Here is a 21,562-nt window from a genome sequence, read left to right as displayed (position 1 = left end):
AGGATTTGGGTGATTTATGAAAAATTTTTCAAAAATAATTCAGTATATATTCGGATGTCTATTTATTATTATTATATCTATGGGGTTACTCATTTTTTATTTATTCGAAAATACTAAAAATAACACACCCGAAATCTCTTCTTTAGTAAAAAAAGTTGAGAAAGCTGCAATAGCTGCCTCTTTTAATTACCCGAAAAATATTGAAGAAAAGTTTTCTTTAATACTAAAAAATGATGAAAGTGAAGATGATAATAGCAAAGTAAAAAAGTCCCCAGACAATAATATTGGCGCATCTGGCTTTTTTATTTTGGATTTAAAACCACAGCATAGCAATCGTTCCATTAAAAAACTCGATGAAGTTTTAAGTGATTACCTTAACTTTATCGAAGATGAATCAAGTGATGAAAATGAAATATTCGATCCTAAATTATACGGTTTTGAGAAGAGGAATTATATAACTTTATCGGCTCTGGAGAAAAACACACCACAGAAAAGTGAATCAATTTTACTTGAAAATGAAAATAGTCCTTTTTCTAAACCATTATCCTCTTTACTAGAAGAACTGTGGAATGGACAAATTTTATTGTTAGGTGGTGTTATACAGCTTGATCTCTCTGTTAAAAATACTCTTTTATTAGCATTATCTCCTTTTTTAAATAAGGCAAATTTATTACAAGAGATCTTAATTAATAAAACAAATAAAGATGTAGAAAACTTTTTAAAACAATATTCCATTGATATTTCAGTTGATACTTTAAATATGAATACGAATCAAAGCATAAAAGAATCACATATAAGTTTATCAATAACAGATCCTCAGCAATTTCTCAACTCTATTTGCTCAATTAAAATAAATCCCTGGGATTATTGCGGTAGATTATCAATTAAAAGAGACACTTTTAGAAAGAATTTTTCAGAAATAATAGAATTTATAAATGCTGATTTTAAATTGAATTTTAAAGTTTTTTGGACCCTCAAAGGAAAGACGTTAATTTATTCAAATAATGTTTCTTTTGTTGAAAAACTCCTAAGCCCTCAAAATAATAAAAATGATAATAATATTTTAACTTCTATCGCGTCGTCAAGACAGGATTATTTGTATGAAAATCATGCGGAAAATAATATTTTAAGCGTATCATTTTTATTTGATATGATTAGGATACAAAATGAACTGATCGATTTTTCAGAAAGAATTCGCCATAATTCAAATATATTATCTGATTATTTTTCATCCCCTTCTGGAGAAGCTTATTTCTCATCCTTTGAAAACAAAATAAATAAAATCACAGGCTACTCAGAAAAAACAGTAATAACTTTTGGATCTGATGGGTCAATGTTTAAACCCGAATTGAAACTTTATTCTCCAACAGGCGATTTATTTCAAAATGACGGTAAAGAGTTACGGCCCGAAGTTTTAAGTTCAATAGAATCTTTTATATTAAAAACTTTATTATTTAGGAATAATATTTCATCTAAAGAGACGTTACCTCTTCCAAATCCAAATATTCAACGACAAGGAAAATGGGTATTCATAAACACCGAAATTATGTTAAATAAAATTGTTCCTTTATTGAAGTTTAAGCAACCTTATTTTGATCAAAATTATGAACCTACAAATTTATAAAATTGGAGACAAAAAATGAAAATTCTTCCAATTGAAGGAAATACCCAAAAATTGGATGGTGGTGCTATGTTTGGCAACGCTCCTAAAGCTATGTGGGAAACTTGGGTTGAATGTGACCAAGACAATAAAATCAATCTAGCATGCAGAGCTTTACTCGTTCGAGATAAAAACGGCAAAAATATTTTATTTGAAACGGGTGTGGGAGCTTTTTTTGAGCCAAAACTTAAAGAAAGATATGGAGTCAATGAAAGTGAACATATTCTCATAAAAAATTTAAATAAAAATAATATTTCCCACGAGCAAATTGATGCAGTTGTTCTTTCTCATTTGCATTTTGACCATGCAGGCGGGCTACTCTCAGAATTTGGAAATGGAAGTTTAAGACTTTTATTTCCAAATGCAAAATATTATGTAGGAAAAGAACAGTGGCAAAGAGCACAAAACCCACATCCGCGCGACAAAGCATCCTTTATTCCACTTTTAAATAATTTGCTTGATAAATCGGGTAGGCTTGTTTTAGTTGAAAGCGATGGGAAATGTGATTTAAATCCCTTTGTCACTTTTCGTTTTTCGCATGGTCATACCCCAGGTTTAATGCTTGCAGAAATTCATTTAGACAATTATTTACTTGTTTTTGCGAGTGATCTCATACCGGGTTTTGCTTGGATGCATATACCAATTTCCATGGGATATGATCGTTTTCCTGAACTTGTTATAAATGAGAAAAAGAATTTTTTGGATGATCTGTATGCTAAAAATGCGAAATTATTTTTTACCCACGATGTAAAACATCCTTTTGGCACAATTAAACGAGATGAAAAAGGCAAGTATAGTGCAGAAGTTTTTGATTATAATTAAGGAATATAATGTCTGAACCCGTTCTTTATATCGTTGCGACTCCTATTGGTACTTTAGGTGATTTTTCTCAACGCGCTCAAAGTATTTTATCTTCAGTTAGTTTTATTGCCTGTGAAGATACAAGGCATACAAGCAAATTATTACACAATTTTGGCATAAAAGCACCTCTTGAAAGTCTTCATGTGCATAATGAAAAAGAAAAATCTGAATTTTTAATAAATAAATTATTAAATTCAGAACTCAAGTGTGCGGCCGTTGTTTCAGACGCTGGGACTCCTTGCATCTCCGATCCTGGTTCATTTTTCATAAGGGCAGCTCATAAACATGGAATTCGAATTTTAAGTATTCCAGGCCCGAGTAGTATGACTTCTGCACTCGCAGCAAGTGGATTTATTCAACCGCGCACTCTATTTTCAGGATTTCTAGAACGAAGCAAAAAGGATCAGTGCAAAGAATTTGCTCGTTGGAAATCAATTGCGCCATGCATTGCTGTTTTTTTTGAGAGTCCAAAAAGAATCATAGATACATTAAAAAATATAAAAGAATATTTTTTTCAAACTCCAATTCAGTTAACTCTCTCTAGAGAAATATCTAAAAAATTCGAAGAACATATTAATGGTAGTATTGATGAAATTTTAAAAGAAATCGAAAAAAAATCTGAAATTCAAGGTGAATTTGTAATCACAGTCAATATCGAGCCAATTCTAAATGAAAAGTTAGAAAAACCTTGTGAAGAAATTGCTTTTGAAGTCTTGGAGTTAGTAAAAAATGGCATGCACATAAAAGAAGCTTGTAAAGTCTTAGCAGAAAAATACGAGCAAAGTTCCAAAGAAATTTACAATGTATATTTAAAAATCAAGTCTTAACAGGATCTTAAAAAATACTCTTAAATTACAAATATATAGATTTTCTTAAAAGATCGCTCATTCCAACAGACATATAAATAAATAAATTCAAATACTTAGACATCTTTACAGTTCTTTTACGTTTAAAGCCTTCACAATGCTTTAGAATTGCCGTTAGAACTCATGAAGAGTGGGTAACACTTTTTTCAAATTTTAGAGGTATTTATGAAATTAAGAGAATCTGCATCAATAACGAAATTTAATTGGAGAAATTTCATTTGGATTTCCGCAGTGCACATCATAGCATTGACTTTGTGCTGGTACTATTTTACTTGGCAAGCTTTCATCGTATTTGCCGTAATGCATTACCTTGCTGGTATGGTTGGTATTACTTTTGGTTTCCATAGACTTCTTAGCCATAAAGGCTTTAAAGCAAATTCAATTATTCAAAACTTTGCAGCTTTCTGCGGAACTCTTGCCTGCCAAGGTGGTCCAATTTCTTGGGTTGGACAGCATAGAGTTCACCATGCTTTTTCGGATACCAAATATGACCCACATGACATGAATTTAGGCTTCTGGCATTCACATATTGGCTTTATTTTCAATAGACGTGCTGACTTAAATTCCATTGAAGAAGTGTCACACTACTGCCCTGACATAGCTAAAGTTAAGTATTTCATGTTCTTAGAAAAAAATATGATCCTCATCCAAATTGCAGTAGGTCTCAGCTTATTTGCACTTGGTGGCCTTCTCGGTAGCACAGCAGGGTTTGACTGGTATAATGCTATGAGTTTCATAATATGGGGTATTTTCGTAAGACTTGTCTCGGGTTACCATGTGACTTGGTTTGTAAACTCAGCAACGCACAAATGGGGTACTCGTCCACACAACACCAATGATGATTCTCGTAACAACTGGTGGGTCGGTATCCTTGCCTTTGGCGAAGGCTGGCACAATAATCACCACGCTCAACCTAGAGCCGCTCGTCACGGTTGGGAATGGTGGCAACTTGACCAAACTTGGATCATGATTTCTAGTCTAAAAAAACTTGGTCTTGTTACAGATATTAAGTTGCCAAACAGAGTCACTAAGAAGGACGATACCATTAAAAACGGTCAAGAAACACTTCCAAAAGTGACTCCAGAGCTCATTCCTCACAAAAAAGCAGTTTAATTTAAGCAAGAGAGCAATCTAAGGTTTTTCTAATTTCTTGATTGAAATAAAGACTCGAAACGCTCTCTTCACAAATCAGTACAAGTACTTCTTCAATCTTTCCTCTTTTATTTCCATTTGAGTTAATTGCTCTTTTAGCAAATAACTTATTTATTAAAAAGTCATTGTATAAATTTAAAATAAAGTTTGAATTAGAATTCGATATAGCAACACATGCCCCTCTTTTTGCTGCTCTCACGCAAGCTTCATACAATCGAATTTGCTGCTTCCGATTAAAACCGATACTATTATAGGAATTAAATGATGAAGTAATAGATAGAGGTTCATAAGGGGGGTCGCAATAGACAAAATCACCTCGTCCCGACTGTTCGATGATCATTTCAAAATCTTCATTTAAAATTTGAGCATAATTAAGTCTCTCAGAGACTTTAAACAAATTATCACTCTCATATAAGCTCGGACAAAAGGTTCTTTTTCCAAACGGCACATTAAATTCACCTTTGGAGTTTTGTCGATAGAGACCATTAAATCCAGTTTTATTCAAAAAAATTGTTCTTGCCATTTTCTCGTATCTATTCTCTGGAATTTCTTTTCTTAATTTATAATAAAATTCTTCTGAATAGAGAGAAGAAAACTTATCTAAATACTTTGCTATCTCTGCTGGATTTTCCCGAACACCAATATACAAATTAAAAATTTCTTCATTATAATCATTAATAATAGCTGAAGTGCCTTTTTTCAGTGATAAGAAAACCGCACCACCTCCAATAAATGGCTCAATATATCTATCAAAATTCTTTGGAAAAATTTTAATAAGATGAGGTAATAAATTAGTTTTTCCACCCGCCCACTTTAAAATTGGTTTCGATTTCTCTTTTAATGGAAAGAGAAAATTAGAATCTTTCATAGCCAAACTCCAAAATGGAAGCATTGAAAAATGGAATCACCATTGAGAATTCATATTTACTAGCACATAAGCACACATTAAGAGTATCTATAAATCAAAGTAGAAAACGAGAAGCAAGTTATGCTATAGAGTTTTCTATGCAATACCCAAATAAGGAGGCTTTATGACTGAAAAAATGGCATCTGTATCGCATCAAAATGATATCACTCTTAAAACGTGTCGAGATGGATTCAATAAATACCATCACATGGTGACCCCAAAAGCCGAATATTCTGGCATCGGTTGGTTCCTTGTTACATTTGGTATTACCATACGTCCCAAAAAAATAAAGTATATGTGTAGAAAGTGTAATGAGATCTTTGATGAGAGCTCCTCCAAAGAAGATCTTGATAGAAATACTTAGTATTATTATATATTTATATAAATAGTTCGTGATGACTTTTTCCTATAATATTCCTCTGCCTCATTTCTCGTTGCATAATTAAAAGATAAAAATTTAATAAATAATTATTCATATATCACATACATATTTAACAATTAGTTAAAGATTATATTCATAGAAAATTATTGTTTATCTAAATATATCAATTTTAATAAACTAAAGACAATAATTCCACTTGCTTAATTATTTAATGGAGTCCATTCTCGGACTAAAGAAATGAATTTTGTTAAAATAGACAAGCAAAATTGATCATTTTTGCATTTATTAAAAATAAAATTAATGAGAAAAATAAGATTTATTTAATATCATCATTGATAACCAATATTGATCAAATATCTCAAAGTTTGTCCTTAGAAATATATAAAAAAAATTTTAACTTGGATAATTATTTTATATATTATAAAAATAATACTATAGTCTTTCCGTGTAACCCTATACAGAGAGAAACAAACAATGTTTTACAATTCAAATCCATCACTTATCCAATATATCGACGAAGCTTCTTCTTCGAGGACTAAACCTACAAACAAAAAATCAAATTTCAAATCATACAGTTGGATTCTATATTTTGTTGGAGTTCTTTTGGCTTTCTATATCCTACCAACTGTTTTAAACGCACTTTTTGAATATACCTCTTTTTTAATAAATATCTTATTTTTTATTGTATTTTCAAAAATTATTTTTACTATCAGAAAACAACAACTTCAAGACAAAGATATTTATACATATAGAGACCAGTTTGTACAAATTAAAGAATTATTCAAAGAAAATGGATTTTATAAAACAGCTCAAGATTTAACTGATATATTAAATTATGCGCCAATTGTCTATCAATCCAACAAAGAACTAATTTATATTATAAATAATCCTTTAAAAGAATATATACAAACTCTTATTAACATTTCTCAAATGATTGATAATAAAAAACAAAGAAGTAAAATTCACTCAGTAAATGCATTAAAAAAAATATTTTCATTTATTGAAAAAAATATGAGTAAAATCAATGGATCTAATGGAAATGATAGTAATAACTTTAAAGGGATAAAAATTGAAAATTTATTTCGAATTGGTTCTGGTAAGCATTTCGAAGGAATTGAAATTCTCAATGGATTTATTTTAATAGGCAGAAACGAATACTTTGACGGTCTCATTATAAGCGAGATTAAATTTGGCAAAGTTCTAAAAAATAATTTGCAAAATAAAAATTATAAGGCACAGCTAAACTCAAAAAGCACAAATGAAACAGCAATCGAAAATACTTACGATAAACTGCTCAATCTAAATAATAACAGTTTAAAAGAAACTGCTTTATTTGCAAGCAGCGAAATCGCTTCTATACGCTTACATTTTCATGAATTCATTACAAATGATATTAAAAATAACTTGAATCGGACAAGTGCCCTACTCAAAGAAAAAATTGCCACCGAAAAAAGAATTCATGAAGAACTAAATAGATTTTAATAGTTAATATATTCCGAAGTTTGAATCTTGCTATTATTACATAAATAATTAATAATAGAAAGATCTCAAATTCATAAAAATGTCGTAGGAATATATGTTAGAAAATAAACAGGATGAAAGTAAATCTAAAGCTATTATATGCAAAATTGCAAATCAAACGCGATCTCCTCAACTTTTGGAAAACACAAATCTTTCACAAAATTCAAAAGACTCACAAAATCTACTTATTCATGGTGACAATCTTGATGTATTAAAATACCTACAAAATTCATTTAAAAATACTATCAAATGTATATATCTTGACCCACCTTTTAATACTGGAGTAAGCATTAATTCCAAAGGTATGAAGCTTAAATATTGTGATGAATTTGATCACGAAAGTTGGATAGAATTAATGAGACTGCGCCTGACAGCTTGCAAAAATCTTCTGAATGAAGAGGGCTGCTTATTTCTCCATTTAGATGACACAGAATGCGCTTATGCAAAAGTTTTACTTGATAATATATTTGGTAGGGAAAACTATTTAAATACTATAACTGTCAAAACACACGCTCCCTCCGGCTTTAAAGTAACTGGGAAAGTTTTACTATCTTGTGCAAATTATTTATTACTTTATTCCAAAAACAAAAATAAGATAAAACTCAATCCTGTTTATTTAGAAAAAGAATATGATAAATTTTACTCGTATTGGTTATACAATAGAGAAGAGTGTCATTCACTTTGGAAATTTGAAAGTATTAAAGATGCATATGTAAAATTAAACTTTAATAAGTGTTCATTTAAATCATTAATTCAAAGCTCGCAAATTAACAAAAAAGATCTTGAAAAAGATATTGCAAATTTCGCTTTATCTAACCCAAAGCAAGTTTTTCGGCTTGCTCCCATTGGAGGAGGTGCAAAAATTAAAAGAAATGAAATAATTGAACATTCAAAAGCACATAAAGGAATTGTCTTCAAGACATCGAGTGAAAATAAGGATGATTTCTACCTTTTAAATGGCAATCAAATAATATTTTATGACAAAAGATTTCAAATGATTAATGGACAATTTAGGCCATCTGAAATTTTAACTAACATTTGGACTGACATCCCATGGAATGGAATTGCTAGAGAGGGAGGTGTTTCATTTTGTAATGGCAAAAAACCTGAAGCTCTTATAGAACGTATATTATCAATTGCAACTTCAGAAAATGAATGGGTATTAGATTGCTTTCTCGGATCAGGGACAACTGCAGCTGTTGCCCAGAAAATGAAAAGAAAATGGATCGGAATTGAAAAAGGAGAGCAGATTTATACTCATGCACACACACGGCTGTGTAATGTTATAAGGGGAAATGATTTAAATGGAATTTCACGTGAACTCATGTGGCAAGGTGGTGGAGGATTTAAATTCCTTGAACTAAGAAAAAAGGTTAATCTTGAATAAAGTGTCTTCAATTTTGGAGAGAAAATGATTGAAAAATATAAGAATTTAATTATTAATCTATTAACACTTGCAATATTTATTTTCACATATATTTATATAATATATGATATTAATAATAGCTATTGGATGCTAGGGGATCAAACGCGTGATTGGAGAATAGCAAGCTCCAATCAAATACATTTAGTTGGGACCCCCATAATTACAGGCGGTTACTCATTTGGTCCCTTTTTCTATTGGGTTCTCCAATTTATATATCATAATATAGGCCCATTTTTTAATTATTTACCTCATACTGCCGTTTATGGATTAACTTTTTTTAATGCAATTGCAAATGCAATACTATTCTATATAATGGCAAAAAAATATTTTCCTTCAATTATTTTAATTTTTAGTCTTATCCTATTTTACATAACAAGTCCATTAGTAGCTTCACTTGCATCCACTTCATGGAACCCAAATCTTTCTGCTGCTTTTGTTAATCTATCTTTAGCTCTATTAATCTACAAAGATTTCTTTAAAGATGGATTTAACAATAAAAATATCATGAGTGTTTCAATAATTATTCTATTTTCTTGGATCGCAGTGCAATGCCATTCTCCAGCTATTTTTTATGCCGCAAGTATTTTTTTGTTTATTTTTATAAAAACTGTTGGCATTAAAAATAAATTTTTGTTTTTTGCATTATCAGCACTCATAGTTTTGATATTACAAATTCCATTTATAATTTATATGCTCAATAATTCAAACCAAATAGCAAACTACCAAAATGGAACAACTCTCGCCTTCAAAAGATTTTTATTTTTCAAAGGTGCTTTTGGTCAAGGATTTAGCTATATTTTCAATACTGCTTCTTACTCAACCTTAAATAAATTTTATTTTCCCCCATTTTTAATTGTATATATTTCTTTATTTATTATTGCATTTTACAAGAAATTATTCAAAGAACCTATAGTCCAATTCTTTCTAATCGTGCTATTGCTCTGCTATTATGGGTACTCATGCTTACCATCCTGGTCTCGGGAAAGCTATTTAATATTAGCAAATATATTTCCTCTCGTAATATTACCAATATTTATTCTGCTAAAAGAGTTCTTTAATAGTAAAAAAATAAACTATTCTTTTCACATTGCTTTTCTAGCCATTGTTATTCTTATTATCCCCTCTCGCAATGCCGAAAGAGATACACACTTTCCATATTATAAAATAATAAAAATCGCTTCAAAAGATTTATACGAAAAGCACAAAGAGTTGCGAGCTATTACACTGCCTAATGCATATAATAAGATAGATTCAAGCATTATTTATGAAGGCTATGGAGGTAAAATAAACCCTAAGAGTTCTCTTGTCGCTTCTATAGATGAAGATGGAAATATAAAGCTCAAAAATTTATGATATTAACTTTTATGTAGCTTCTCGTTATAAAATGGCGTCACCAGTAGGACTCTAACCTACGACCCCATCTTTAGGAAAGATGTGCTCTATACAACTGAGCTATGGCGACATTTCCACTATCATTGACAAAAAAAGAGCTCTCCGTCAAGCCTATAAGTGAGACTCTGGCATATGTTGAATTTATGTCAGATTTTGGACGTTTCTCAACAAATTCTGAACACCCCCTTTTTTTAATGAAATATCCAACGCACAAGAATATAGCTTATAGCTTAGAAATAGAGAAAGATTTATCTCTCATAGCTCAGAAATGGGGTAAGCTTGAAGTTCACAAAGTTAAAAATTCTACAGGATGGAAATTATGCTTTTCAATACTCGCAAGGCATAATTCATGCTCTTATTACTTATTCATTGCTTTTTATAATCATCCACAACTCAATTTACATTTTCTCGGACAATGGAGTCATTGAAAATACTTTCAATATTACTTCGCACATAAAAACAAAGGCTCAGAATATTGCTATCTCCATGCAGGAGAAAAACTTAGCACTTAATTTCTTAGCGAATATAAGAAAACTTTCTTTTTTTGAGGCAAAACAATTCCAATCTTCTGGACTTATTCATTTATTAGCTATATCTGGTGGACAAGTCGTACCTCTGACAAGCGGATTTGGGAAACTTATAGCTTATTTTCTCTATTTTTGTCTACGAAAATTAATAGCACCCTTTCAGCTCATGAATATTATAAATAAATTCAGAACATTCTTTTCTGTTATTATTTCACTCATATTATGTCATATCTTTGGTTGTACAGGTGCACTTATCCGAGTTTCTTCTTTAACATATTTAATCAAAATTAAAAGTTTTCAATCTCAGCATTTATTCTTTTTCCCTTACTTACCATATATTCCTAGTTCAACATTCACCCGTTTTTTTGTCTTAATCCTTATTTCATTATTTTTTGGTAATATTTTATATAATTTTTCATTTCTACTTTCTGCTATAGGAGCATCCTGTGCAGAAATATCAATTTATCTTTCATATTTTTTTATTAAAAAATCAAAAATATTAGTTGCGCTTGCAAGCACATGTCTTACCTCTATTTTTACAGGAATTATTTTGTCACCTTTCTCTTCAATTCATTTACTCAATTCATGTCTTGCAAACATAATAGCACTCCCAGTCGTTTGTTTTTTGATCACGCCACTTACTTTAATTCTATTAATAATTTCTGAAGATTTTTTTTATTATAAACAACTTATAAATATTTTTGATCTTTCACTCAATATACTGAAAAGGATATCTATAGCCTTCTCCAATCCATATAACTTAATAAATCCTTTTGACAGAAACAACCCACTCTTTAAACTGGAAGGGCTCTTTTATTTGAGCATTGTTCTTGTTGTACTTTGGGTTATTTCAGATCTCTATAAGGAAAGAAAAATCTACTATACGAGATTCCATTTTCAGAAATTAAAGATGCTCTGAAAACTCAGCTTCTGTGAGTATTTTTACATTATGTTTTAGAGCATCTTTATATTTTGAAGAACTTGAGCTTTCGTTACAAACTAAAAAGTCAGTTTTTGAACTCACTGCCGATACAAGTTTTGCTCCAGCTTTTTCAAGCATAGCTTTGTATTCTTCTCTTGGCCTAGAGAGAGCTCCTGTTATACATATATTTTTTCCAAAATACGGATGATTTTTTTGTTCCTCACTTAATAAACCTGAATTATCATTTATAATCGTAACAAATTCTAATAAATTTTGAATTATTTTTTCTTTATTTACAAGAGAATCTATAAAATCTTCTGCGGATTTTTGTGCCCAGCCTTTTTCAATTAATAAATCTTCTACCTTTAATTTTAAAACATTATTTAATGTCTTACATTTTTTTGCAACTTCTTGGCATTTGACAGCACCACCTCGTTTTAAGCCAAGAGCCGTTAAAAATTTTGCTAATGGAATTTTTCTAGCCCCTTGGATTGCAGCTATAACATTTTCTGATGACTTTTGTGCAAATCCCTCGATTTGTAAAAGATCTTCCACTGTCAATTTATAAAAATCGGCAGGTTCTTGTACTAAACCAGCTTCTCGAATTTTTAAAACGATTTTGTCTGATACACCCATTATATCTAAGGAAGATACGTAATAAACTAAACTTTCTTGATCTTTGAAAGTGCAATTGGGATTTTCTAGACAAAATAAATCTGGGCCTTTTCGCGTCAATGGAAAGCTACATAAACATTGGGTTGGAAGTTTAAATTTCTTTTCTGCAGGTTCAATTAAGCGAAGAATTGCTGGAATAACTTCGCCACTGCGAATGATTTCAACTTTTGCCTCGACAGCATAATTGCCATTTTCAATAAACTCAGCATTGTGAAGGGTCGCATACGAAATTTTAGCACCAGATAAATAAACAGGATTTAATTTTGCACGAAAGGAAATTTTTCCACTTCGACCAACATTGACTTCAATCGCTTGAATTTCTGTTTCAGCAGTGTCTCCAGCTTGTTTAAATGCCAAACTTCCTCTAGGATGATGAGCTGTATTACCCAATGATTCCCAAATAATTTCATCTCTTAAGCGAAAGACAATTCCGTCTATTTGATAATCCCTACTTGAAGCATATAACTCATTTAAAAAAAGTTTTAGGCTATCGAGATCTTTTAACTTCTCTATTTCTTGTACATGTGAAATAGAAGTATAAAAGCCAATTTTATCTAAAAATTTTAATTTAGAGTAATAATCTGGTTCTAAAGAAAAGAGCTCGCTAAAATCACGTGCTGAGATATAATTATTATTTTTATCAAAAGCGATTACATCATAGACGCAAAATTTTAAAATACGTAAAACATCTAGAGCTTCTTCAACGTCTTTTCTTCCTAATGTTCCAGGAACGGCATTCCTAAAACTATCAAACCGATCTGTAAATTTAGGAAACTCAGAAAGTGGAAAATAAACTTCTCCCCTTATTTCAATTCTTATTTTTCGATCATTATTTACTAAATTAATTTTTTTATTAATATCTTTTATATGATAAACATGCTCAGTTACATCTTCACCAAATTTTCCATTTCCACGTGTGGAGGCTCGCAAAAAATTACCATTCTCATCATATTCAATTGATAAAGCCATTCCATCAATTTTATCCATGGCAATACATTTGTTTTTGCTAATAAAATCAAATATGTCTTCTAAGGAATATGTTTTTGCTAATGATAGCATAGCTATGGAATGAGAAATTTTATTATTACTCTCTTCAAACGGATAACCAACTATGCTTAAAATAGGATGTTCTGCACATAAATTTGTTAATCTATTTTCAAGAGCATCATATTCAGCATCACTTATTATGCTTTTTCCTTTATAATATAATTTTTTATGAAAAAGGATTTGCGATGCTAAATTTTCAATTTCATTTTTTGCATTTATTTTTAATGACACGTAAAAAACCTCCCTAAGAGTCAGGAGAGGTTATAACAATCTTATTCTACAACAATCAAGCTTTTCATTTTATGATTTATTCAACATAAGGTTGGGCATTTAAAATGATCTTTCTTTTTCTACCCACATATCCTAGAGGACCATGATCCCAGCCCTCATAAGTTAATGATGCTTTTGAAGCATCACTTATCGTGATTTCAGCTTTTTGTTTAAAAGGAATTTCAAAAACTCCAACTGGATGAGTTCCAGAATAAATTTGCTTCCCATCAGACTCAACAATGATATTTACTTTACTCGTCACATTCAGTTTTGCCGTGTGCTCGATAATCATTGAATTTGAAACTTTTTGTGATGAAATGCTCATCCCACCGGCTGCTACTGTTTGTGTTTGCCCAGCAGTCTCTGTTGTTTCTTGAATTTCTTTATTTTGTTGAATATTTGGATCAACAACGCTTGAAGGAATTGGCTCTGCTACTTCTAAATTGTTTTCTATAGATTTTGCATTTAAATTTGTTACTTTATTTTGATGTGAATTTTTTGAGCTCAAAAAGAGCGTTATAAAGCCAAATATTGCAAAAAAAGCCAAACCCAAAACTATGCGCATTGGTGCTAAATCGACAGATCTTCTTTTTTTCCCAGATTCTTCTTTAAATTCTATATTTTCATTTTGAATATTTTCAACTCTGGAATGATAAATCGGTTCATTTTCAGTATATTTTACTTCAATTGTGCTTTCTTTTACAACCGAATAATTATTTTCAGGCATAGATCGTTTAACAGGCTCAGCCCTAGGCAGCGGTGCGGCTTCTGTATAACTATTATAGTTTGTCTTATGTACTTGGTAATTGGATTTTTCTTCAACCTCAATTCCTAATACTTCAAACGCATTTGGGGTTACAATTGCATTTGAATGAGGGCGTTGCGGAATATATGCTGGTCGGTTATAGGATTTAGTTTGAGAATTTTCTTCTGTTAAAGAAGCAGGTGAATTAAAATCTGCAGGAACATCACTTCCTGTTACTTTTTGGAAATCTCTCCTAGAAATTGAGCGAATCACCTCAGCAGACTCTTCTGCAGCTGGATGATATTTAGATTTTTTTGTCGACGAGGACATTAAACTTTCTGATTGTCTTTCTACTCTCACTGTTTGCAAATGTTGAAAAGATTCAAACTCAGGAATATGAACAGAAAGCTCCCGCGCATAAAGACGAATCAACCCTCTGCCATTCAAACCAGGAGGCAAAACATCCCAATCCCCTGCTTCGATCGCCTCAATATACCTATCTCTGATTTTTACACGTGCTGAAACCTGGGAATGAGATAGCCTTCGACTTTCACGAGCTTGCTTCAGACGACTTCCGACAATATTTGCCGTTTCATAAGTAACGCCAAGAGCATTCTTGTCATTTGGAGATGCGACTTGCGTTATATTCATATCCACAGTCCTTTTTAGATTTCAGCCCTAAAATCTTTTTAATACGGGTCTTGGCTTGCCAGTAGCTTCCGACTGTCCGACAATTCCCTCACGTATCATTCTATCCATCAATCGAGCCGCACGGTTGTAACCTATTCGGAATTCCCTCTGGATACTTGACGTACTCACGTTTCCGCATTCACGAGCAAACTCAACAGCTTTATCATAGAGAGTATTTTCATCTATCGTCTCATTATCTCCCAAGATTGAGGGCATACTTAATGAACTTACTTTGTCATTTTTTTGTCTTAAATCTTGTGATGCTCTTTCAATATCTTGCATAACATTCGCTTCATAAAATGTGGGATATAATTTTTGCAATTTGCTGGATAATGCATTTATCTCTTTATCATTAACAAATGCACATTGGGCCCGAATGACTTTACTTATTCCAGGTGGTAAAAAGAGCATATCACCTTTTCCAAGTAAACGTTCTGCACCAATATTTTCAATTATTGTTCTACTATCATGCCGAGAAGACACCTGAAAACTCAAGCGGCAAGGGAGATTTGCTTTTATAACACCAGTCAAAACATCCACACTTGGCCTTTGTGTTGCAAGTATAAGGTGAATTCCTGCAGCTCGTGCTTTTTGTGCTAATCTTTGAATACTATCTTCTACATCTTTCGGGGCAGTCATCATAAGATCGCTTAATTCATCAACGACAACAACGATGTAAGGTAAATAATCAAGTGCTTTATTATTTTCTAAATCTTTTATTTCACCCTTTTCAATCCCATTATTAAAAGCCATGACGTTACGGACTTGATAATTTTTCATCAAGCGGTAACGCCTTTCCATTTCTTCTATTGCCCATTTTAAAGCACCAGCTGCTTTATCTGGTTCAGTGACAACAGGCATAAGTAAATGACCAATTCCGTCATAATTTGACAGTTCTAACATTTTTGGATCGACTAGTAACAGTCTTAACTGGCGAGGTGTTTTGCTCATCATCAGGCTTAAGAGCATTGCATTAATGCAAACACTTTTGCCTGAGCCCGTTGAACCTGCAACTAGCAAATGCGGCATAGCGGACAAATCTGCAATCAATGGAGTGCCATCCACATTTTTACCCAGGGCAACAGGCAAAGGAATTTTAGGGTTTTGAAAGAGAGGGGATTCCATTATTTCTTTAAGTGAAACCGTTTCTCTAATTGATGCTGGAATTTCGATACCAAGCGCACTTTTTCCGGGCTGTAAGCCAATTAAAACACTTTGCGCTCGCAATGCCAATGTAAGATCATCTTGCAGAGAAAGAACTTTATTTACTTTAATTCCTGCTGCAGGCTCAAACTCATGAACGTTAATTACTGGACCATTCTGGCTTTTCACAACAGTTCCTTTTACCCCAAATGAAGCTAATTTTTCCTCGATTTGATTTGCTTCAGCTTTCAATTTTTGATTTTCAAGTTCTAAGTTCTTTTTAGGAAAATTAGCTTTATGATAATCAAGTAAATTTACTAAGGTGTCGTAATCTGATTTTGCAATTGAAAATGCGGTATTAATAATATTAAGTGATGATGTATTTTCAATTTCTGAAATTTGTAAATTGTTTTTTATATGATCTTCACTTTGCCCTGAATTTTTCAGACCACTTTCACTCAGATTTTTTCTGATCTCTTCTCGATTACGCCTAAATATTTCTTCATGCGTGAGTTGAACATATTCCTTTTCACTTTCGTGTATCTCATCAGACACAACACCAACAAAATTTTTTGTAGTGTGAAAAGGTAACAGTGATAATAAATATGATACAGTCGCAATTGGCCTTATACCTAAAGATAAAGTCAAACTCGCTATACCCGCAATTGATAAAGAAATAATTGCGCCTGATTTACCAACCAACAACGTTATGTAATGAGAAATACTCGATCCAAGTAAACCACCTGTGTATATATCTATTCCTCTGAAATGAGTTTCTGGTAAAATTAACGATAATAAACCTAAGTAACAAGCAATGAGTTGTGGATAACCAAATATTCTTAAAACAAATCTACTTTTTTGTTTAGGTCTCCGAAATGTATTTAATAGTTGAGCAATAAATACCATTGAAAATACGATTGAACCTAAACCAAAGACTTGAAAACACCAATCTGCTATGGATGCTCCTATAGGCCCAAAAGTATTTGTGATTTCTGCAATTTTATTTGTTACTTGAGAACTTATATTAAATGAACTTGGATCTGCTGGATTATATGTAATAATTGAGACGAATATACAAAATGTAATCCCTAACAGGAGTACATGTATATATTCTTTAAAATATTCCTGATTATTTGCCGCATTTTTTTGCATATTAGTGGGATTCTGATTTTTATTTTGTAACTCAGAGGACATTGCCATTGAGAGTCTCCATAAGTCGAACTATTCTTAAATTATAAAGGAGGACCTAATGTCCCATTCACCTATCCAACAAATAATTATAGGATTTAAGGCCCCGCTCCATTCTGTCAGATTTTTTAAACTCAATAAAGGTATGCTTTTATTAGGGGTAACTCCCCACATACTGAATCTCCTCTTATACACTTGGATAATTAGAAATATAGTCATAGCAAAATGGATTCATCCTTTATTCAATTCATTATCATTAAAGTGGCAAGATTCATTCATTTCCCACATTTTTAATCCCACTTTTATCGAAATCGTAGTTTGGATAGTTGGGTTTTTATTTTATGGGGTGTTTGGCACAGCATTTGTAAATGCCTTTGCAAGCCCACTTTACGATATTATTGCACAAAAAGCATTCGAAAAAACATCTGGAACGCTCATACGCAAACAAAGTTTAATGGATTTTATTGACAGCATCATATCAGAAGTAACTAAAGGTGTTATTATTATATCATTTTTTGTCCAGATTTTTGCCCCCCTCGTTTTTTTTATAGGTATCTGGTATTTAGGCTGGAGCAGCATTGATCGAACGCTGCTACTCATGAATTTACCATTAAGAAAAAGATTTATTTTTGGTCTTCGCAATTGGGGACTTTGTGTCGGCCTGGGGATATGGAATTACATACCACTCATTGGCGCGATTTTTTCTTTCGCTATGGCAGCAGCGGGTGCAATTGTCGTTGCAGAAAGCAAAGCGGGAGAAGCTTATGTCGATGATCAAAATGATTTAACATTATAAAAATTAAGCAGATATTTTCTCCACACTCTCTATTTTCTCTGCTTTTTTATTCTTCAATATTTCACTTTTCTGAATTTCAGCTTTAAGCAAATCATTATTCTCCATTTTAATATTTTCTAAATTTTTAACTTTTTTCTTCCTTCCTGATAGTTTTCGAGTGAGTCGAGAAATTTGTTTAAACTCTTTTAAGTACATTTCTCTATCGTGCTTTATTTCAGACTCAATGATTTCAATTTTCTTAAAAATCTTTTTTTCAAGCTCATAGTCTTGTTCAAGCAACGATTTTCTATAGTCTGTTGATTTCCGACTATAAAGTAAAAGAATAGGTGTTTGAATTGCCCCTAAAAGTGCTAAAACCGTGCGCAATCCATTATAGGGATAAGGGTCGAATTTCAAAGTTGGAGCCATAAAAGTATTCCAAATAACGCAGCCACCAACAAGTGAAATAAAAAACAGCAGAGCCCACCAGGAAGTTGAAAATTCATAAAAGCTATTGCCGGATTTATCACGGATTTCTTTGAAAGATTTTAATTTCCTCTTAGCCAACTGCATTAGAATCACCTACTTATGTCATTTTTGTTACGATGAGGAGCAAAGCATTTCCTGAGTTTACACAATCGTCACCTACTTGTAAATATTTTGTGACTTTTTTGTGACAATGTATTTTCTTCAGTCATCAGCAAACTTTATATCAATGAGTGCTTTTAAAAAAAACTCATAATTATTAACTCTGTATTAGGAAACTCTCTTCCACTTAATGCTGTTCTTTGTTACAAATGAGCTCGATTTATCTGCACCCTATGGGTAAAAAGGGTGGGTTTTACAACACTTACTGTCGAGGATTGACATGGCGTACCAACATAAGCAACTTGAACCGCGCTGGCAAAAATACTGGAAAGATAAAAACATCTTCATAACAAATGAAGATAAATCTAAGCCAAAGTATTATGCGCTCGACATGTTTCCATATCCAAGCGCATCAGGATTGCACGTAGGGCACCCGCTTGGTTACACAGCGACAGATATCACTTCACGCTACTACCGCATGAAAGGGTATAATGTTTTGCACCCCATGGGCTGGGATGCCTTTGGCTTACCTGCAGAACAGCATGCAATAGACACAGGGGAACACCCTGCAAAGTTAACATATGCATCCATTGAAAACTTTAAAAAGCAGCTCGATAGTATTGGATTTTCTTATGACTGGAGCAGAGAAGTCGCTACATGTGACCCTAAATTCTTTCATTGGACACAATGGATTTTCACTAAATTATTTGAAAAAGGACTAGCATACCAAGCCGAAGTTTTTGTGAATTGGTGCCCAGTGTTAAAGACTGTTCTTGCAAATGAAGAAGTTATAGAAGGTAAAAGTGAGCGCGGTGGACATCCCGTCTTCCGGGTCCCCATGAAACAGTGGATGCTTAAAATAACTTCCTATGCAGAACGGCTTTTAGCAGATCTAGACGAACTCGATTGGCCAGAATCGACCAAAGAAATTCAACGAAATTGGATAGGAAAATCCATTGGTGCAAAAGTAAAATTTGCTATTGAAAATTTCGAGTCAGAGAAAATTGAGATTTTTACTACTCGCCCAGATACATTGTTTGGTGCAACTTATATGGTACTTGCCCCCGAACATCCACTCGTTAATAACATTACTATTGAAGAAAATAAAGCTCATATTGCTGAATATCGTGAGTTTGCTTCACGTAAGAGTGATCTTGACAGAACTGAATTAAATAAAGAAAAAACAGGTGTGTTCACAGGTTCATATGCAATTAATCCTGTAAATAATGAAAAAATCCCAATTTGGATCAGTGATTATGTGATGATGGGATATGGCACAGGAGCAATCATGGCGGTTCCTGCTCATGACACACGAGATCATGAATTTGCCCTAAAATTTAACTTAAAAATTATTCAAGTTGTATCAGCACAAGATAACTCCTTTGACATTCAAAAAGAAGCTTATACGAATGACGGAGAAATTATAAACTCTCATTTCCTCAATGGCTTAAATATTGAAGCGGCTAAAGATAAAATCATTCAATATTTAGTTGAGAAAAATCTTGGTGAAAAAAGCATTACCTATAAATTGAGAGACTGGGTTTTCAGCCGGCAAAGATATTGGGGAGAACCTATTCCTATTATGAAAGACGCTCAAGGCAATGTCTTAAGAGCTTTCAAAGAGTCTGAACTACCTTTAACTTTACCCGAAGTTCAAAGTTATGAGCCCACTGGAGATGGCAAAAGCCCTTTATCTGCAATTACAAGTTGGGTGCAAAAGAAAGCAAAAGATGGAACATTAGAGTTTGTTGAAACAGACACAATGCCTGGCAGCGCTGGTAGCAGTTGGTATTTCTTAAGGTATGTGGATCCGTTCAACAGCAAACAATTAGCAGATTTCGAAAAACTCAAATACTGGATGCCTGTTGACCTCTATGTTGGCGGACAAGAACATGCGGTTGGGCATTTGCTTTACTCAAGATTTTGGACAAAAGTTTTATTTGATATCGGTATATGCCCAGTAAAAGAGCCTTACCAAAAATTGGTTCACCAAGGCATGATCTGCAAAAATGGTGCTAAAATGTCTAAATCGAAAGGCAACGGTTTGAGCCCTGACGAAGTGATAGATCAGTATGGCGCAGATTCACTGAGAGTCTACGAAATGTTTATGGGACCACTCACCCAAACAAAAGAATGGGATGACAGCAACCTTGCAGGTGTGCACCGTTTCTTAAGTCGTGTAGAACGTTTTTATCTTTCGGATGAGGGTAAGAGTTTATTAAACTCAGAACCTGCTACCCAACAGGACCAAAAAGTACTGCATAAAACAATCAAAAAAGTAACAGAAGATATAGAAAATTTAAGTTTCAATACAGCGATTGCACAAATGATGATCTTTCTAAATTCCGTTGCAGAATCTCAATGCAAAAACAAAGAAATTTTAAATAAATTTTTACAAATTCTCTCTCCATTTGCTCCACACTTAAGTGAAGAACTTTGGTATAAATGTTTTGTCGAAGAAAAAGTATCTCCAGAAAGTAGCAAATATAAATTTATTTCTTTGAGTGAATGGCCATCATATAACCCAGAATTTATTATCGACAATGAAATAAAAATTGGCGTCCAAGTGAATGGCAAGCATAGAGGAGAGATAACAATTCCGTTAAATGCTAGCCAAGAGATCGCCGTTGCGGCAGCTATGGAAAATAGTAATGTAAAAGCAACTCTCGAAGGAAAAACATTAAGAAAAACTATTTATGTAGCAAATAGAATTTTGAACTTTGTGGCAACCTAACAGAGAGTCAATTTTTATTCTAAAAATAATTTGACTTCTCGCATCTCCCGTCCCCCCTCTGCTACTATCAGTCTAAGATATACTTAGAACT

At 32.6% G+C, this 21,562-nt stretch carries 16 protein-coding genes and 1 tRNA gene; 11 read left to right on the top strand and 6 right to left on the bottom strand.

Annotation, left to right across the window (positions count from 1 at the left end):
• The first annotated feature begins 16 nt into the window (after window positions 1-16).
• The 4 genes from EZS29_RS00940 (at window position 17) to EZS29_RS00925 (ending at window position 4,500) form a co-directional block, all read left to right on the top strand.
• The gene (locus EZS29_RS00940) at window positions 17-1,624 is read left to right on the top strand and encodes a hypothetical protein (protein ID WP_130605639.1); all 1,608 of its coding nucleotides are present in this window, start codon (window positions 17-19) and stop codon (window positions 1,622-1,624) included.
• A 15-nt stretch (window positions 1,625-1,639) separates the two neighbouring features.
• A complete protein-coding gene (locus EZS29_RS00935) occupies window positions 1,640-2,482 on the top strand; it encodes an MBL fold metallo-hydrolase (protein WP_130605637.1) in 843 nt (280 codons plus the stop codon).
• A gap of 8 nt (window positions 2,483-2,490) precedes the next feature.
• Entirely contained in the window at window positions 2,491-3,348 is an 858-nt protein-coding gene (gene rsmI / locus EZS29_RS00930) for a 16S rRNA (cytidine(1402)-2'-O)-methyltransferase (protein WP_130605635.1), read from the top strand.
• A gap of 204 nt (window positions 3,349-3,552) precedes the next feature.
• Complete coding sequence (locus EZS29_RS00925; protein ID WP_130605633.1) at window positions 3,553-4,500, top strand: acyl-CoA desaturase; 948 nt, start codon at window positions 3,553-3,555, stop codon at window positions 4,498-4,500.
• Between the two features lies 1 nt (window position 4,501).
• On the opposite strand, the gene EZS29_RS00920 is transcribed toward EZS29_RS00925, so the two are convergent.
• Entirely contained in the window at window positions 4,502-5,407 is a 906-nt protein-coding gene (locus tag EZS29_RS00920; RefSeq protein WP_172603699.1) for a DNA adenine methylase, read from the bottom strand.
• 163 nt (window positions 5,408-5,570) lie between these two features.
• Between EZS29_RS00920 and EZS29_RS00915 the strand changes: the two genes are divergently transcribed.
• The 4 genes from EZS29_RS00915 to EZS29_RS00900 all read left to right on the top strand — a co-directional run bounded on the left by EZS29_RS00915 (window position 5,571) and on the right by EZS29_RS00900 (window position 10,128).
• Entirely contained in the window at window positions 5,571-5,810 is a 240-nt protein-coding gene (locus EZS29_RS00915) for a hypothetical protein (protein ID WP_130605629.1), read from the top strand.
• A 492-nt stretch (window positions 5,811-6,302) separates the two neighbouring features.
• Entirely contained in the window at window positions 6,303-7,310 is a 1,008-nt protein-coding gene (locus EZS29_RS00910; protein WP_130605627.1) for a hypothetical protein, read from the top strand.
• 94 nt (window positions 7,311-7,404) lie between these two features.
• Window positions 7,405-8,736: a site-specific DNA-methyltransferase gene (locus tag EZS29_RS00905; RefSeq protein WP_130605626.1), complete on the top strand. Its 1,332-nt coding sequence runs from the start codon at window positions 7,405-7,407 to the stop codon at window positions 8,734-8,736.
• A 24-nt stretch (window positions 8,737-8,760) separates the two neighbouring features.
• Complete coding sequence (locus EZS29_RS00900; protein WP_130605624.1) at window positions 8,761-10,128, top strand: hypothetical protein; 1,368 nt, start codon at window positions 8,761-8,763, stop codon at window positions 10,126-10,128.
• A gap of 32 nt (window positions 10,129-10,160) precedes the next feature.
• Here EZS29_RS00900 and EZS29_RS00895 read toward each other — a convergent pair.
• Window positions 10,161-10,237: transfer RNA gene (locus EZS29_RS00895), tRNA-Arg, on the bottom strand.
• A gap of 209 nt (window positions 10,238-10,446) precedes the next feature.
• On the opposite strand from EZS29_RS00895, the gene EZS29_RS00890 reads away from it, so the two are divergent.
• Window positions 10,447-11,613 carry a ComEC/Rec2 family competence protein gene (locus EZS29_RS00890; protein ID WP_130605622.1) on the top strand — a complete coding sequence of 389 codons (1,167 nt, stop codon included), beginning with the start codon at window positions 10,447-10,449 and terminating at the stop codon, window positions 11,611-11,613.
• Here EZS29_RS00890 and ligA read toward each other — a convergent pair.
• The 3 genes from ligA to EZS29_RS00875 all read right to left on the bottom strand — a co-directional run bounded on the left by ligA (window position 11,599) and on the right by EZS29_RS00875 (window position 17,386).
• Window positions 11,599-13,569, bottom strand: coding sequence for an NAD-dependent DNA ligase LigA (ligA, locus tag EZS29_RS00885; RefSeq protein WP_172603698.1), 1,971 nt, complete (start codon window positions 13,567-13,569; stop codon window positions 11,599-11,601). The two genes, EZS29_RS00890 and ligA, sit on opposite strands and share 15 nt — an antisense overlap.
• A gap of 76 nt (window positions 13,570-13,645) precedes the next feature.
• Window positions 13,646-15,004, bottom strand: a complete 1,359-nt coding sequence (locus EZS29_RS00880) for a helix-turn-helix domain-containing protein (protein WP_130605618.1) — start codon at window positions 15,002-15,004, stop codon at window positions 13,646-13,648.
• A 27-nt stretch (window positions 15,005-15,031) separates the two neighbouring features.
• Entirely contained in the window at window positions 15,032-17,386 is a 2,355-nt protein-coding gene (locus EZS29_RS00875) for a DNA translocase FtsK (RefSeq protein ID WP_130605616.1), read from the bottom strand.
• A 49-nt stretch (window positions 17,387-17,435) separates the two neighbouring features.
• On the opposite strand from EZS29_RS00875, the gene EZS29_RS00870 reads away from it, so the two are divergent.
• The gene (locus EZS29_RS00870) at window positions 17,436-18,170 is read left to right on the top strand and encodes an EI24 domain-containing protein (RefSeq protein WP_130605614.1); all 735 of its coding nucleotides are present in this window, start codon (window positions 17,436-17,438) and stop codon (window positions 18,168-18,170) included.
• 3 nt (window positions 18,171-18,173) lie between these two features.
• Here the strand turns inward: EZS29_RS00870 and EZS29_RS00865 are convergent, their stop codons facing one another.
• The gene (locus EZS29_RS00865) at window positions 18,174-18,722 is read right to left on the bottom strand and encodes a DUF1003 domain-containing protein (RefSeq protein ID WP_130605612.1); all 549 of its coding nucleotides are present in this window, start codon (window positions 18,720-18,722) and stop codon (window positions 18,174-18,176) included.
• A gap of 295 nt (window positions 18,723-19,017) precedes the next feature.
• Between EZS29_RS00865 and leuS the strand changes: the two genes are divergently transcribed.
• Entirely contained in the window at window positions 19,018-21,471 is a 2,454-nt protein-coding gene (gene leuS / locus EZS29_RS00860) for a leucine--tRNA ligase (protein WP_130605610.1), read from the top strand.
• Window positions 21,472-21,562 lie beyond the last annotated feature (91 nt).

It is taken from the genome of Fluviispira sanaruensis, from assembly GCF_004295685.1.
In the GTDB taxonomy this organism is placed as follows: domain Bacteria; phylum Bdellovibrionota_B; class Oligoflexia; order Silvanigrellales; family Silvanigrellaceae; genus Silvanigrella; species Silvanigrella sanaruensis.
Note: the sequence above shows the minus strand (reverse complement) of the source record. Positions and strands in the feature narration are given on the sequence as shown.